The following is a 15,990-nucleotide window of genomic DNA, read 5'->3' on the forward strand; positions in this document are numbered from 1 at the left end:
GTTCCCTAACGCAGTTCGAAAAGATTATCTACCCCTAATAATTTACGCGAAGTAAATCCTTCCCCATAGGTAGCACCGATAGATTTCCCCATCTCTCTTGAACGTCCAATTACACTTTCAAAAAATTCAGGTGAAGAAATATAGGTCGAAGGCCCATCCTGCTCAGGATTATAGAACTGGGTTTTAAAGGCTTTAATAGCAGCAATTTTAGTTTCGATATAAGGGGTAATATCAATGATGATGTCTGGTTGAATATAGGAATCCTGTATATATTGCAAAAATAAACGTGGTCTCCAGGCTTCCTGCACTACACCATCCTGGATAGTCCTGACTTTAGGTAGACCCGCCAGAAAACAGGAGTCGCTGGCCAGATCTCCAGCTCTTTTATGATCGGGATGACGATCATGCATGGCATTGCCCAGCACAATTTCCGGCTGATATTTGCGGATCATTCTGATAACCTCTAACTGATGCTCCTCATCATTTTTAAAGAAGCCATCTTTAAACCTCAGATTTTCACGGGCATGTAAGCCTAATATTTTTGCCGAGTCCGCAGCTTCTTCATCTCTGATTTCGGCTGTGCCTCTAGTACCTAACTCTCCTCTGGTAAAATCAACTATTCCTACTTTTTTACCCTGTGCTATATGTTTTAGAATTGTTCCTGAACATCCAAGTTCTGCATCATCCGGATGAACGGCTAATACTAATATGTCTAATTTCATTTATGTTTAATCTTATTTTATGCTTCGCCAGATGGCATTTTCAGCTAGTTTTCTGTTTTTTTATTAAAGCAAACGCTGAATTTTCTTTTTAACCTTTGATGATAAAGGTTTGGTAAACGGATAAAAGTAGTCGACCACTTCTCCATTTTTATTAACCAGGTATTTATGAAAGTTCCATCTTGGAGTAGACTTGATATGCCCATTCAGTTCCTTACTTCCCAGAAATTTGTAAATCGGATTAGCATGCTCACCTCTGACCATTATTTTTTCAAAAACCGGGAATTTAACGCCATAATTGACTTCACAGAAATCATGGATAGCTTCTCCTTCCAGAGGCTCCTGTCCGCCAAAATCATTGGACGGAAAACCCAGGACTTCAAATTCTTCCTCCTTAAATAAATCCTTAAGTTCCTGAAGCTCCTTCAACTGAGGAGCAAATCCACAGGCCGAGGCGATGTTAACTACAAGAAGGACTTTACCTTGATAATCAGCTAGATTTTTATCTTTTCCATTGATTAATTTTGCGTTGAACTGATAAATACGCTGAGGGTTCTCTGTCATGCTTATTGATGGTAAAAACCTGAAGACTGAATAATAGATTCTATATCTCTTTCCTCTTCAGGATTATAAGTGCTTTTTAAATTGTGTCCTACTACCCTTGCTACCGACTGATAAATAAAAGCTTTGACACCACCCTGAGTTTCTTTTACAATCTCATAGGTAGTCCGCCCTACTTCCCGGTCAATTAATTTGGTGAGTATCTGACCCTGTGTAATAGTCAGCTCTTTGATCTCTGTATTAAACATTTTTTTGATTTCAGCATCACATGCTTTAACCAGTTTTTTGTGTTCCTTACGATCGGAAGTTACTGCAAGGTCCCGTTCCAGCTGCTCATATCTTCTTTTTGCAAAAAGAGCATAAGGCATCACTTTCAGGACATTATAACGGAGTCTGTTAAATGCAGCACGGTCGGCTGGAGTCTTAAAAATGCGGTTGCCGTAGATAATCACCTCATTAAGAGGTATCCACGGAATCATTTCTCCGTCATCATTTGTGGAAGCTACTCTGATGGTATCATTTTTGCCAAGTACAGGAAACCTAACGGGCACAGAATTTTGCTGCGCTTTTAGCTCATCTGCGGCAATAATGACAAATAACAGAATAAATAAACTGCAAAATTTCATAAATTTATACTCCCACGAAGTTAAAGCAAATTTAATACATTAGGTTTATAACTAAATCTAATATATTCTTAAACGATTAACAAGCTATAATTATTACGAAAATAATACAAATGAAGAACACCTTAGTGATTGATTTAGAAGCAGAAAAGCAAGAAATCCTGAAGAGATACCGTGCCCTCTTGCGTGCCTGTAAGCCAACATTACAAAAAGGAGATAAAAAAGAAATCAGAAAAGCATTCGATATGGCCCTTGAAAGTCATAAAGATATGCGCAGAAAATCTGGGGAACCTTATATCTATCACCCTATTGCTGTGGCACAAATCGCTGCTGAGGAAATCGGACTCGGAACAACATCTATCGTATGTGCCCTGCTGCATGATGTAGTAGAGGATACAGATATTACGCTCGAAGATATTGAAAGAGAATTTGGAAAAAAGACCGCAAAAATCATTGATGGCCTGACTAAAATCGCAGGTGTTTTTGATTATAACAGCTCTTTACAGGCCGAAAACTTCAGGAAAATGCTGCTTACCCTGGCCGATGATGTAAGGGTAATTTTAATTAAACTGGCAGACCGTCTTCACAATATGCGGACTATGGACTTTATGCCCAGACACAAGCAGCTGAAGATCGCCTCCGAGACTATTTACCTTTATGCCCCGCTGGCACACAGGCTGGGTCTATATGCTATAAAATCAGAGCTGGAAGATCTTTCCATGAAATATCTGGAGCCTGATACTTATAAATTCATAGCCACCAAACTCAATGAAAAAAAGGCAGAACGGACTTTATTCGTTAAACACTTTGTTGAACCAATCAACGAGATATTAGCCGAACAGGGTTTTGTCGCGAGTATTTATGGCCGGCCAAAATCTATCCATTCGATATGGAACAAGATGAAAAAGAAAAATATTCCTTTTGAAGAAGTATATGATCTTTTTGCCATCCGTATTATACTGGACAGCTCGCCTGAAAATGAAAAAGCAGACTGCTGGAAAGCCTATTCTATAGTAACTGACCTCTACCGTCCAAATCCTGATCGTTTACGCGACTGGGTTTCCTCACCAAAAGGAAATGGTTATGAATCTCTTCATACTACAGTAATGGGGCCCAAAGGACAGTGGGTAGAAGTACAGATCCGTACCCAAAGAATGAATGAGATTGCCGAAAAAGGCTTTGCTGCACACTGGAAATATAAAGAGTCAAGTAATGATAACGGGCTGGATCAGTGGATCATGAAAGTCAGGGAAATGCTGAATAACCCAGAGGCGAATGCACTGGATTTCCTGGATGATTTCAAAATGAACCTGTTCTCGGATGAGATTTTCATCTTTACGCCTAAAGGGGCTTTAATACAACTTCCATTAGGTGCTACTGCACTGGATTTCGCTTTTGAGATTCACACCGACGTAGGTGCCAAATGTATTGGGGCTAAAGTCAACCATAAACTGGTACCTCTTTCCTATAAACTGCAGAATGGCGATCAGGTAGAAATCATTACTTCGGGTAAACAGGTCCCTAAAGAAGACTGGTTGAATATTGTCGTAACCGCAAAAGCCAAATCGAAAATAAAATCTTCGCTGAAAGAGGAGAAAAGAAAGATAGCTGAAGGTGGTAAAGAAACGCTGGAACGCAAACTCAAGTCTTTAAAAATCACCTACAACACTGATAACCTCAATAAATTAAGTTATTTCTTCAAATTAGCCTCTACACAGGAGCTCTTTATCGCTGTAGCGACGGGAAAAATAGAACTCAAGGACCTGAAAGAATATCTGGCCAGTGAAAAAGAGATTGAGAACAGAGGGGCTGAAAGAAATGACGGACAACAGATCGAAGCACTGTTAAATAAGGTGAAAGGTCCCGAATCAGATATTTTACTGATTGGTGAAGACCTTCAAAAAATAGATTATACGCTTGCTGCCTGCTGTAATCCTATTCCTGGTGATGACGTATTCGGCTTTGTAACCGTAAGCGAGGGTATCAAAATTCACCGGACCAATTGCCCGAATGCCGCACAGCTGATGGCTAATTACGGATACCGGGTAGTCAAAGCAAAATGGAACAAACAACAGGAGCTGACTTTCCTTACCGGATTACATATTATAGGTATCGATGATGTCGGTTTGATTAATAATATTACCAAAGTAATTTCTGGTGATTTCAAAGTGAATATGCGTTCTATAACTGTAGATACCGATAATGGTATTTTTGACGGATCAATTATGATCTTTGTAAATGATAAAGAGCACCTTGACAACCTGATCAAAAATCTTTTAGAGGTTAAAGGTGTAACAGGCGTCACACGTTTCGATGCCTAAAAAAATGAATAAATCGTAGGGTTCTATATAAAAATTGGTACCTTTGAAAGGAGTTTTAAAACTATGTCTGCAAACCATAACAGCGAGTTGGTTAGAAAAATATTTGAAGCCTATCTCGAAAACAAAAGTCTTAGAAAAACGCCTGAGCGTTTTGCTATCTTAGAAGAAATCTATTCCAGAGATGATCATTTCGATGTAGAGACCCTCTATATCCATATGAAAAATCAGAAATACAGAGTAAGCAGGGCTACCGTGTACAACACTTTAGAGCTGCTTGTTTCCTGTGATCTGGTTACCAAACATCAGTTTGGGAAGAACATGGCACAATTCGAAAAGTCTTACGGATACCACCAGCATGACCATGTAATCTGCATTGACTGCGGAAAAGTTGTTGAATTCTGTGATCCCCGGATTCATCAGATTCAGAGCATGGTAGGTGACCTGTTAAAATTCGACATCAAACATCACTCTTTAAATTTATATGGCAGTTGTTTTGACTGTGCTGCAAAAGCATCCATTAAACAAAAAGAGGATATTAAAAATGCAAGTTAAACAACACAATTATAATCTTTTCTTAAATTAAAATAATGACGCAAGTAGACGTGCTTCTTGGCCTGCAATGGGGCGATGAAGGCAAAGGAAAAATTGTTGACGTACTATGTCCTCAATATGATTTGATAGCTCGTTTTCAAGGCGGACCGAATGCCGGCCACACCTTAGAGTTTGATGGCAAAAAGTTTGTGCTAAATACTATTCCATCTGGTATTTTCAACAAAGACACCATGAACCTGATCGGTAACGGCGTAGTAGTTGATCCCATCATTTTAAAAAGGGAATTAGACAATCTGAAAAAAGCAGGTCACGATCCGATTGCTAATGGAAAACTGGTAATTGCCCGTAAAGCACACCTTATCCTTCCAACTCATCAGCTTTTAGATGCTGCCAACGAGCAAAAAATGGGTAAAGATAAGATTGGTTCCACCCTTAAAGGTATAGGACCGACTTATATGGATAAAACCGGACGTAATGGTTTACGTGTTGGTGATACAACTCTGCCTGATTTCAAGGAACGTTATAACAAACTGGTTGATAAGCACAAAGAATTGCTTTCTCATTATAATTTTGAGTATGACCTGGCGGAAAAAGAAGCAGCCTTCTTTGAAGCTGTTGAATTTATTAAAACTATCCCTCATGTAGATAGCGAGCATTTTGTAAATGGCTATCTTAAAGAAGGCAAGAAAGTTCTTGCTGAAGGTGCACAAGGTACATTACTGGATATCGATTTTGGTTCTTATCCTTTCGTAACTTCTTCTAATACGACTACTGCAGGTGCTTGTACAGGATTAGGTATTGCACCGAACAGAATCGGAAGTGTGGTTGGAATTTTCAAAGCTTACTGCACACGTGTAGGAAGCGGACCGTTCCCTACTGAACTGGAAGATGAAGTTGGTGAAAACCTGCGTCAGGTAGGTCACGAATTTGGTGCTACCACAGGCAGACCACGCCGTTGCGGATGGATAGATCTTCCTGCACTTAAATATGCGATTATGTTAAACGGAGTTACCGAAATGGTAATGACTAAAGCTGACGTATTAAGTGGTTTTGATACGATTTACGCTTGTACTCATTATGAGCACAATGGTGAAAAAATTGATTACATGCCTTACGATATTATCACAATCAAACCTACTCCGGTATTGAAAGCGATTGAAGGCTGGAAAACAGATATAACAGCTATTACTGAAATTGATCAGATCCCTGCCCAGCTTTCAGCATACATAGCTTTCTTAGAGAAAGAACTGGGAGTACCGGTAAAATACCTTTCTGTTGGACCAGACAGGGTTCAAACATTAATTCTTAACTAAGAAAATACAATTAAACAAAAAGGCGGCCTGGTGCCGCCTTTTTTTGTTCGATAATCTCTCTATCCCAAAATGAATTCACAGGAACTAATTTCATTTAAACAGAAAGCCTTACAATGGGCCAATCAGTTTGAAATATGCTGTTGCTTCGATTCTAATGAATATACCGATCCTTATTCCAAATACGATTTTCTGCTGGCAGCAGGTGCCAGGCGTCAGTTAAATGTAAATACAGGTCAGGCATTTAAATCTCTTCAAGAATTCCAACAGGCCAATTCTGACTGGATGTTCGGGCTAATGAGTTATGACCTGAAAAATGAAATTGAAACTTTGTCTTCTACTCATGTGGACCATCTTGATTTTCCTGATCTCTTTTTCTTTATTCCGGAAAACCTGATCATCATCCGGAACGGAAATATTGAAGTATTAAGAGGAGAAGCAGGTCTTCTGGAAACAATTCATGCTCTTTCCCCGCATCAGCCAGCTCCAAATTCCATGTTGAATATGGAATACAAAATAGACAAAGCAACCTATCTGAATAAAGTAAATGAACTCAGGGAGCACATATCCAGGGGAGACATCTATGAAGTCAATTTTTGTCAGGAGTTTTTTGCTGAAAATGCTTCAATCGATCCTTTCGGAGTATATCTTAATTTAAATGAGTTATCTCCTACCCCTTTTGCAGGCTACTTTAAAATAAACGACAACTACATTCTTTCAGCAAGCCCGGAACGCTTCCTCTGTAAACGCGGAAACCAGCTGATTTCACAACCTATTAAAGGTACTGCTAAACGAAGTAATGATCAGAAAGAAGATGAGCTTATCAAAAAGGAACTCAAGAACAATCTTAAAGAACAGGCTGAAAATGTAATGATTGTAGATTTAGTTAGAAATGACTTAACTAAAAGTGCCGTCCCGGGAACTGTCAGGGTTGACGAATTATTTGGTATCTATAGCTTTCCTCAGGTTCATCAGATGATCTCAACTGTAAGCTGCCAGGCTAATCCCGTTTTACACCCGGCCGAAATTATTAAAAACACTTTCCCGATGGGCTCCATGACTGGCGCACCCAAAGTCAGGGCGATGGAACTCATCGAAGAGACTGAATGTAGCAAAAGAGGGATATACTCTGGAACATTTGGTTATTTTGATGCTGATGGAGACTTTGATTTTAATGTCGTGATCCGGAGCATACTCTATAATAAACAGAAAAAATATTTGTCCTTCCAGGTAGGCGGTGCAATAACCTACGCTTCTTCGGCCGAATCAGAATATGAAGAATGCATGCTGAAAGCATCAGCTATAATTAAAACACTGGCTAATTAATCATTATCCTGATATAAGAAAGACAGCCTGATCACGGGCTGTCTTTCTTATTTAAACTATCTGATGGGTTTTCCTGAACCCGAATTAAAATATCTTTGTGCCTCAGGTAAATCTCTCTGGATCTGTGCTATCCTTGTTGCATCGGCCGGGTGAGTACTCAAAAACTCAGGTGGTTTTTGTGAACTCTGACTTACAGCAGCCATCCTCTGCCAGAAACTAACTGCATTTGAAGGATTATAACCAGCCATAGACATAAAAATAAGTCCAAGATGGTCAGCTTCCAACTCCTGTGTTCTTGAGTTAGGCAACAAATAGAACCCTTGCGCCCCAACACCATAAACCTGACTGATCAGATTCTGCGTAGCTTCAGACTGATTTCCGGTTGCAGCCCCGATTAAACCACCGAGCCCTTGTGCTACGGCAGCTTTCGACGCTCTTTCTGAAGAGTGCTGCGCTACTGCATGGGCAATCTCATGCCCCATCACCGTTGCCAGTCCTGCATCGTCTCTGGTTACTGGTAAAATACCTGAATAAACAGCTACTTTACCTCCTGGCATACACCAGGCATTAACTTCTTTACTGTCAATTAAGTTAAATTCCCAATGAAAGCCCTGGATCTGCGCGGCATAACCGTTTGCATTCATGTATTTAGTTACCGCAGCAGCAATCTTCTCTCCTATTCTCTTCACCCTCGCTGCATCAGCATTATTCAATATCTTAGTCTTCGGATCTTTCAGTAAAGTGGTATAACTTTGTGCAGCGGCAGTCTGCATTTGGCTTTCATTCACAAAACTTATTCTGTTTCTCCCGGACAACGGGACAGTGGAACAAGCGTAAGCCATCGATATTACAACAGCAATACCCGGCAATGTTAATTTCTTCATTAGTTTTTTTAGTTAGCAGGTGTTTTCTTTTTGAACAGATACACTTTTGATTCCTTGCCTTTAAGCAGGCGCTCAAGATTTTTCTGATGCGTAACCAGGATCAGTATACATACACACATCCCGTACAAAACTTCTGACTTAATTGTCGAATGGAATATAAAAACAATTCCCAATGGAAACGTAAACCCAGCACATATAGAACTTAGAGATACGTATTTGGTAACCAGAAGCACGACCACAAAAACAAGTACACAAAGCATAGCTGCCGGAAAATTAACCGCCAAAATCATTCCAAAAAGAGTAGCAACACCTTTTCCTCCCCTGAAACCAGCAAAAACCGGGAACAAATGTCCCATTACAGCAGTTACACCCAAAGCCAGCTCATAATTTACAAATTGGGAAGAGTTATGGGGTCCGGTCACTGAAAGACCTATAAAATAGGCAAGTTTGGTCGCAGTGTACCCTTTGGCAATATCAATGGTCATTACAGCCATCCCAGCCTTTTTACCCAATACACGGAAGGTATTGGTAGCACCTGCATTTCCACTGCCGTATTCTCTTACGTCAATACCGTAAAATGCCTGTCCGATCCAAACCGCCGTTGGGATTGACCCACAGAGGTAAGCTAAAATAACTGCAGAAATAGAGTAGATTGATATCATACCTTAATAGGCTTTTAAACTCATGTCTAAACTTTTAACCGAATGAGTTAATGCACCCATAGAGATATAGTCAACGCCACAATCTGCATATTCAGTTATATTTTCTTCGGTAATTCCACCGGATGCTTCTGTGATAAACCGGTGATCAATCACTTTCACAGCTGTTTTAAGGTCATCAAAACTAAAATTATCCAGCATAATTCTGTTTACCATACCTTTTGCCAGTACCTGGTCCAGTTCTTCCAGGTTTCTTACTTCAATCTCAATTTCCAAATACTTTCCTTTATCTGCAAGATAATCATTTGCAGCCGTGATCGCATTTGCAATCCCGCCGGCATAATCAACATGATTATCCTTGATCAGGATCATATCATACAAACCAATCCTGTGATTAACTCCACCACCAATTCTGACAGCCCATTTTTCCAGATATCTCATACCTGGTGTTGTTTTACGGGTATCCAGCAATCTGGTCTGATAAGGTGAAAGTAAATGTACAATCCGATTGGTCTTGGTCGCGATTCCGCTCATCCGCTGCATGCAGTTCAGCACCAGCCTCTCGGCCAGCAGAATAGCATGGGAACTGCCTGATACTGTAAAAGCAATATCTCCGTATTTCACTTCATCCCCGTCATTCAGAAATACTTCAGTATACAGGGTTGGATCTATTTGCCTGAAGATTTCCAGGGCAAGTTCTACTCCGGCAAGGATACCGTCTTCTTTAACCAAAAGTTTTGCTTTCCCTGTAGCACCAGCAGGAATGGTGGACATGGACGTATGATCGCCATCACCAAGATCCTCAGCAATAGCATTTTTTATAAACAGGTCTATTAATTTCTTATCCAAAACATGTATTTTAGATCAAAAATAGCATTTTTACCTAAATTTATATTACTATTTATCTGGTTCAATCCTTAATTCGGTGATAAAAAAGGTATTAGTCGTCTTTTTAAGGGTGATAGCAACCCTGTATTTCCCATTTTTAGTACTCAGGGACAGAATACCAAACCGGTAATTAGGGTTGGTATTAATGAGGTGAACAACCATTGAACTTACAGGTTGATTTTTTGTAAAAAATTCTCTTAGAATCTGTTCAGCCTGTGCTTTCGTGTAGACATCTTCCTCTTCCATTATAGTCAATTCTACAGAAGGGGAAAAATTCTTACTGATTTCCTTTGAATTTCCTGTCTTGAATAAGGCTGATAATGAATCGACAATATCGCCCTGAAAATCCACCGGATGAAACAGCTGGGTCAATAAAATCAATACCGAAAGTAATGGTCTAATCATACTCTAAAGATAACAATTATTATGCACACAAATTATGCCATTCACACATCATAAATTACATTTAGGTTCTTCTTCAGCATCAAATAGTTTATATTTGCTTGAGCCTGTTCTGATTTATGGCATAAAAAATCTAACAGGTCTTCATACTTTATTTATCAGCGAAATATCAATTCAATTTAAATGAATAATAAAAAAGTGATGCTCCTTATCCTGGACGGATGGGGTTACGGAAAACAAGACAATTCTGATGCAGCCTATGCAGCTAATACACCTTTCTTTGATTCTTTACTAAAAAAATATCCCAACTCAAAACTGGAAGCATCTGGTGAGGCAGTGGGTTTACCGGCTGGCCAGATGGGAAATTCTGAGGTTGGCCATATGAACCTGGGTGCGGGAAGAGTTGTCTATCAGGAACTGGGCAGGATCAATAAAGCCATCAGTGATGGTTCCATCAAGTCTAACCAGGCTTTAGTTGACGCCTTCGACTATGCAAAGAAAAACAATAAAGCTGTTCATTTTATCGGACTGGTATCTGATGGTGGTGTGCATGCACATATCAATCATTTAAAAGGATTGTGTGACGCAGCAAATGATCAGGGACTGAAAGAAGTATTTGTACATGCTTTTCTGGATGGCAGGGACACAGATCCTAATTCAGGACTGGGTTTTATCAAAGAACTTGATCAGCACCTGAAAACCTCAACAGGTAAAATAGCCAGCTTAATTGGCCGTTACTATGCAATGGACAGAGATTCAAGGTGGGAACGTGTTAAACAGGCTTACGACTTATTAACCAAAGGGATTGGAGAACACACACAAGATCCGTTAAAAGCAATTGAACAATCCTATGCAGCGGGAATTACCGATGAGTTTGTTAAACCTATTGTGATCACCAACGAAAACAATCAGCCATTGGCAACTATCCAGCCAGATGATGTGGTTATTTGTTTTAATTACAGAACAGACAGAGGAAGGGAAATCACAACCGTCTTAACACAGCAGGATTATCCGGATTTCGACATGCACAAACTACCGTTGTATTATGTGACAATGACTGCATATGATGAGAACTTTAAAAATGTGAAGGTGATATTCACCAAAGACGATCTTACTGAAACATTAGGTGAAATCTTAGCCGAAAATCATAAAAATCAAATCCGTATTGCGGAAACGGAGAAATACCCACATGTAACTTTCTTCTTCTCTGGTGGCAGGGAGCAGGCCTTTACCAATGAGAAGAGATTAATGATCCCTTCTCCAAAAGTAGCGACCTATGACCTTAAACCAGAAATGAGTGCTCAGGGAATTACCGATGCCATTACCGCAGAACTGGAGACAGGATGGGCAGATTTTATTTGTCTCAACTTTGCTAATCCTGATATGGTAGGACATACCGGTGTATTTGAGGCAGTTGTTAAAGCAGTAGAAACAGCAGACCGCTGTGCTGAAGCAGTAGTTACCAAAGGTCTTGAAAACGGATATTCATTTATTATACTGGCAGATCATGGAAACTCAGAATTTATGGTTAATCAGGATGGTTCTGTAAATACAGCCCATACGACAAACCTTGTTCCCTGCATTTTGGTAGGTACCGATTATACAAGCATTGCCGATGGTAAACTAGGCGATGTTGCACCTACCATTCTTAAACTCATGGGAATTGAGAAACCTGCGATCATGACAGGAAATTATTTAATTTAATGAAGCACCTGACGACCATATCTTTAAGTATTTTGTTTTTTGCGGCATGTAATCCGTCCGCACCCAAAAAACAAAATACTTCATTCACTTATTTTAAGCTTAAAGATTATATGGATCTTGAAGCTAAGCGTCTTAAGGTATTGAACCCTGAAATAGACAAGACTGTCATGGTTAATCAGTCCGCAGAAAGAAAGAAACTCAGAATTGCAGACTGGCAAAAAGAACTCTCTTCATTTGCTGATGCTGACATTAATAAATCTGCCTGGCAGGGACTCTTTAAACAGCGGAAAGGAAAAGACACAGAAAGCTATCTTTCAGACAATGAAAAGGTTCCTGTAAAATCAATGACCATCAGTTATAGGAATGGCAAGGTTCATGGTATTGAGCTTCTGATCAGAACAGAAAACTCATTGTATACTTCCAACGATACCCTCTCTTATTTCCCTGATAGCCTCTATCAGCTAAAAAAGACGCAGCATATTAAATTGCTGAATGAAAAAAGCTATCAGATCACCGGAAGGTTTAAATAAAAATCTCAAGCTTATCTGAATTTCTCAAAGCAGATTTCTATACCATAAAAAAGCCTGAAGTATATACTTCAGGCTTTTTTATGGTATAGAAAGATCTTTTTATTTCAAACTTGAAATTTGTGCTTTTACATAATCGATCAGTGAAATAATATCTTTACGTAATGGCTGAACGGTCAATACTTTTTGAAAATCTGCTATTGAATTGTTAAACAAAACGATACACGCATCTTTATCAACGCGTTTTTTGATTTTATAAGATTTATAGATTGCATAATCCTTGTAAGCCAGACCCCTGTTCTGTAATAACTGGGTATCTTCTTCCCCGTTGATCTCTATAGCTTTGCTAAAATCTTTAATTGCCGATAAATAAAAAGTCTCACGCATCTGGTTCAAAGATTCCTTAGGATCATTGGCTACGTTTTGTCTTGCCTTGCCTCTGTAATAATATGCTGAATAATCAGATGGCTTTACTGTAATCAATCTACTGTAAGTTTCGATAGAATTCTCAAAATTACCACATTGAAAATAAGAATACCCAAGCATCTTCAGTACATTTGGATTATTAGGGGTTTTAGAATCGGCCTTTTCCAGCTGAGCAACCGCTCCTTTGTAATCACCTTTCATCATTGCCTGCATTCCTAATTTATCATAACTTCCGTTCTGAGCAAAGCTGGCGTTGGCAGAAATAACTAAAAGAAGTATAAGCGCTTTTTTAATGTAGTTCATCAAATTTTATTTAATAAAGAATAAAGATATAAAATGATAGGTATAAGTGCCCATAATTTACATATCATTTATTGATTTTTAAAGGTAAACGCTTAAAAAATCAAATTATGATACAGTTGTCCATTAATTTTAAATATTCTGACTTTTTAACAGATAAAGCCGATATTCAGGTTTTGGCACAGGAGTTGAAATTATACACAACAATATATAATTATTGTTTTTATAAGCGGCAGACTGTCAGATTGTCGTTTTTTTATTCTAGAAAGGCCTATTAATGAGTATAAAAGATCAGTTTGATTTTGGCAATGCACTACCCATCATAAATGAAGATACGGAATTCTTTCCTTTAATGTCTCAACAGGATGAAGATGAGATGAATAACGAAGAAACACCGGAAATACTAGCTATACTTCCATTAAGAAATACAGTATTATTTCCCGGAGTTGTCATCCCTATTACCGTGGGAAGGGATAAATCCATAAAACTGATAAAAGAGGCCTATAAAGGTGATAAAATTATCGGTGTGGTTTCCCAGATGGATGTATCAATTGAAGATCCTACATTTGAACAGTTGAATAAAGTCGGTACAGTAGCACATATTATCAAAATGCTACAGATGCCAGATGGAAATACAACGGTAATTATCCAGGGAAAACAACGTTTCCGATTACTTGAAGAGGTACAATCTGAACCTTATATTAAAGTTACGATCAGTAAATTTAACGAGGCCAAACATAAAAAAGACAAAGAGTTTAAAGCTTTGGTAGCTTCTATCAGGGAAATGTCTTCACAGATTATCCAGTTGTCGCCCAATATTCCGAGCGAAGCAGCTATGGCACTTAAAAACATTGAAAGCACTTCCTTCCTGATCAATTTCATCTCATCCAATATGAATGCAGATGTCAAAGACAAGCAGAAAATGCTGGAAATGGATAATCTGAGAGAAAGGGCCCTGATGGTCATGGAGCTACTGACACTGGAACTGCAGATGCTGGAATTAAAAAATCAGATCCAGTCTAAAGTTCGTGTTGACTTAGATAAACAACAGAGAGACTATTTCTTAAACCAGCAGCTTAAGACTATTCAGGAAGAACTTGGAGGCAACTCTTCGGATGTAGAGTATGAAGCTCTGGAGACCCGTGCCAAAAAGAAGAAATGGTCCGTTCAGGTCAAAGATCATTTCGGTAAAGAACTGGAAAAACTGGGCAGAATGAACCCTGCCGCTCCTGACTATTCTGTACAGATTAACTACCTGGAACTGTTACTCGATCTGCCATGGAATGATTTCACCAAAGACAATTTCGATTTAAAGCGTGCACAAAGAGTATTAGACAAAGATCATTTCGGACTGGAAAAAGTAAAACAGCGTATCATTGAATATCTGGCTGTTTTAAAGCTTAAACGTGATATGAAAGCGCCGATTATTTGTTTGGTAGGCCCTCCGGGAGTTGGAAAAACTTCATTGGGAAAATCAATTGCCAAAGCGCTGAACCGCAAATATGTCCGTATGGCATTAGGTGGTATCAGAGATGAGGCCGAAATCCGTGGACATAGAAAAACATATATAGGTGCCATGCCGGGCCGTATTATACAGTCCATAAAAAAAGCTGGTGCTGCGAATCCGGTATTCGTACTCGATGAGATTGATAAAGTAGGTTCTGATTTCAGGGGCGATCCTTCTTCTGCCCTGCTTGAAGTTCTTGATCCGGAGCAAAACAATGCATTCAATGATCATTACGTAGAAACAGATTACGATCTATCCAATGTATTATTCATTGCTACAGCGAATTCATTAAGCAGCATTCAGCCGGCTTTACTGGATCGTATGGAAATCATAGAAGTAAATGGATATACAATAGAAGAGAAAATAGAAATCGCAAAAAAATATCTTCTGCCCAAACAAAAAGAGCAACATGGTATTAAAACAAAAGATATCAATCTCAAATCGTCTCTTATTGAGAAAGTCATCGAAGATTACACACGTGAATCAGGTGTCCGTGGACTGGAGAAAAAAATCGGGTCACTGGTTCGTGGTGTAGCGACAAAGATTGCCATGGAAGAAACCTATGAGCCTACATTAAGTATTGAAGATGTGGAGCGTATTTTAGGCGCACCGATCTATGATAAAGATTTATATGAAGGTAATGAGGTAGCCGGCGTGGTTACTGGTCTGGCCTGGACACAGGTAGGTGGAGACATTCTGTTTATAGAAGCAAGTCTCAGTCCCGGAAAAGGGAAATTAACCTTAACCGGAAACCTGGGTGATGTCATGAAAGAATCAGCCATTATTGCCCTTGCCTATATCAGGGCACATGCCACTTTATTTGGCATAGATAACCAACTGTTTGATCTTTTTGATATCCACGTACACGTTCCTGCAGGGGCAACTCCTAAAGACGGTCCTTCAGCAGGGATTACGATGCTGACTGCACTGACTTCGGCTTTTACCCAACGTAAGGTTAAATCAAATCTGGCTATGACAGGTGAGATTACACTTCGTGGTAAAGTATTGCCGGTAGGAGGAATTAAAGAGAAAATACTGGCTGCAAAAAGAGCTAATATCAAAGATATCATCTTATGTAAATCCAATCGTAAAGATATCCTGGAAATTAAAGAAAGCTACATTAAGGACCTTAACTTCTATTACGTTTCAGAAATGAGCGAAGTAATTGACCTGGCCCTGATGAAAGATAAAGTTAAAAATCCACAGGACCTGAGTATTAAGACTAAACCTGCAGCGACAGAATCCAATTAAATTTAAACAAGCGCTGATTGCGCAGATAAA

Annotated in this window: 15 protein-coding genes; 7 read left to right on the plus strand and 8 right to left on the minus strand. The window is 39.1% G+C overall.

Translation table 11 applies throughout. The features are described 5' to 3' along the window. Positions 1-5 precede the first annotated feature (5 nt). The 3 genes from bshB1 to HDF25_RS11550 form a co-directional block, all read right to left on the minus strand. The gene (bshB1, locus tag HDF25_RS11540) at positions 6-722 is read right to left on the minus strand and encodes a bacillithiol biosynthesis deacetylase BshB1 (RefSeq protein ID WP_184624911.1); all 717 of its coding nucleotides are present in this window, start codon (positions 720-722) and stop codon (positions 6-8) included. A 63-nt stretch (positions 723-785) separates the two neighbouring features. Next, complete coding sequence (locus HDF25_RS11545) at positions 786-1,283, minus strand: glutathione peroxidase (RefSeq protein WP_184624912.1); 498 nt, start codon at positions 1,281-1,283, stop codon at positions 786-788. A 2-nt stretch (positions 1,284-1,285) separates the two neighbouring features. Further along, positions 1,286-1,906, minus strand: coding sequence for a DUF4294 domain-containing protein (locus HDF25_RS11550; RefSeq protein WP_184624913.1), 621 nt, complete (start codon positions 1,904-1,906; stop codon positions 1,286-1,288). A 110-nt stretch (positions 1,907-2,016) separates the two neighbouring features. Between HDF25_RS11550 and HDF25_RS11555 the strand changes: the two genes are divergently transcribed. The 4 genes from HDF25_RS11555 (at position 2,017) to HDF25_RS11570 (ending at position 7,412) form a co-directional block, all read left to right on the plus strand. Next, positions 2,017-4,224, plus strand: a complete 2,208-nt coding sequence (locus tag HDF25_RS11555) for a RelA/SpoT family protein (RefSeq protein ID WP_184624914.1) — start codon at positions 2,017-2,019, stop codon at positions 4,222-4,224. 63 nt (positions 4,225-4,287) lie between these two features. Then, positions 4,288-4,776, plus strand: a complete 489-nt coding sequence (locus tag HDF25_RS11560) for a Fur family transcriptional regulator (protein ID WP_184624915.1) — start codon at positions 4,288-4,290, stop codon at positions 4,774-4,776. Positions 4,777-4,811: 35 nt separating this feature from the next. Beyond that, positions 4,812-6,089 carry an adenylosuccinate synthase gene (locus tag HDF25_RS11565; protein WP_184624916.1) on the plus strand — a complete coding sequence of 426 codons (1,278 nt, stop codon included), beginning with the start codon at positions 4,812-4,814 and terminating at the stop codon, positions 6,087-6,089. Between the two features lie 69 nt (positions 6,090-6,158). After that, positions 6,159-7,412 carry an anthranilate synthase component I family protein gene (locus HDF25_RS11570; RefSeq protein ID WP_184624917.1) on the plus strand — a complete coding sequence of 418 codons (1,254 nt, stop codon included), beginning with the start codon at positions 6,159-6,161 and terminating at the stop codon, positions 7,410-7,412. A 56-nt stretch (positions 7,413-7,468) separates the two neighbouring features. On the opposite strand, the gene HDF25_RS11575 is transcribed toward HDF25_RS11570, so the two are convergent. The 4 genes from HDF25_RS11575 to HDF25_RS11590 are packed head-to-tail and all read right to left on the minus strand — an operon-like array spanning position 7,469 to position 10,248. After that, positions 7,469-8,296 carry a M48 family metallopeptidase gene (locus HDF25_RS11575; RefSeq protein ID WP_184624918.1) on the minus strand — a complete coding sequence of 276 codons (828 nt, stop codon included), beginning with the start codon at positions 8,294-8,296 and terminating at the stop codon, positions 7,469-7,471. A gap of 8 nt (positions 8,297-8,304) precedes the next feature. Further along, complete coding sequence (gene plsY, locus HDF25_RS11580) at positions 8,305-8,958, minus strand: glycerol-3-phosphate 1-O-acyltransferase PlsY (protein ID WP_184624919.1); 654 nt, start codon at positions 8,956-8,958, stop codon at positions 8,305-8,307. Positions 8,959-8,961: 3 nt separating this feature from the next. Beyond that, positions 8,962-9,804, minus strand: a complete 843-nt coding sequence (gene nadC / locus HDF25_RS11585; RefSeq protein WP_184624920.1) for a carboxylating nicotinate-nucleotide diphosphorylase — start codon at positions 9,802-9,804, stop codon at positions 8,962-8,964. A gap of 48 nt (positions 9,805-9,852) precedes the next feature. Next, the gene (locus HDF25_RS11590) at positions 9,853-10,248 is read right to left on the minus strand and encodes a DUF4783 domain-containing protein (protein ID WP_221450891.1); all 396 of its coding nucleotides are present in this window, start codon (positions 10,246-10,248) and stop codon (positions 9,853-9,855) included. A 180-nt stretch (positions 10,249-10,428) separates the two neighbouring features. Here HDF25_RS11590 and gpmI point away from each other — a divergent pair, with 180 nt between their 5' ends. Together gpmI and HDF25_RS11600 are read left to right on the plus strand one after the other, a co-directional pair. Continuing rightward, complete coding sequence (gpmI, locus tag HDF25_RS11595; protein WP_184624921.1) at positions 10,429-11,949, plus strand: 2,3-bisphosphoglycerate-independent phosphoglycerate mutase; 1,521 nt, start codon at positions 10,429-10,431, stop codon at positions 11,947-11,949. Further along, a complete protein-coding gene (locus HDF25_RS11600; RefSeq protein WP_184624922.1) occupies positions 11,949-12,479 on the plus strand; it encodes a hypothetical protein in 531 nt (176 codons plus the stop codon). The genes gpmI and HDF25_RS11600 overlap by 1 nt, the downstream gene beginning before the upstream one ends. A gap of 99 nt (positions 12,480-12,578) precedes the next feature. Here the strand turns inward: HDF25_RS11600 and HDF25_RS11605 are convergent, their stop codons facing one another. Then, complete coding sequence (locus tag HDF25_RS11605; protein ID WP_184624923.1) at positions 12,579-13,205, minus strand: tetratricopeptide repeat protein; 627 nt, start codon at positions 13,203-13,205, stop codon at positions 12,579-12,581. A 274-nt stretch (positions 13,206-13,479) separates the two neighbouring features. Between HDF25_RS11605 and lon the strand changes: the two genes are divergently transcribed. After that, positions 13,480-15,960, plus strand: coding sequence for an endopeptidase La (gene lon, locus HDF25_RS11610; protein WP_184624924.1), 2,481 nt, complete (start codon positions 13,480-13,482; stop codon positions 15,958-15,960). The last annotated feature ends 30 nt before the right edge of the window (positions 15,961-15,990 follow it).

Origin of the sequence: Pedobacter cryoconitis, assembly GCF_014207135.1 — a bacterium.
Taxonomy (GTDB): domain Bacteria; phylum Bacteroidota; class Bacteroidia; order Sphingobacteriales; family Sphingobacteriaceae; genus Pedobacter; species Pedobacter cryoconitis_D.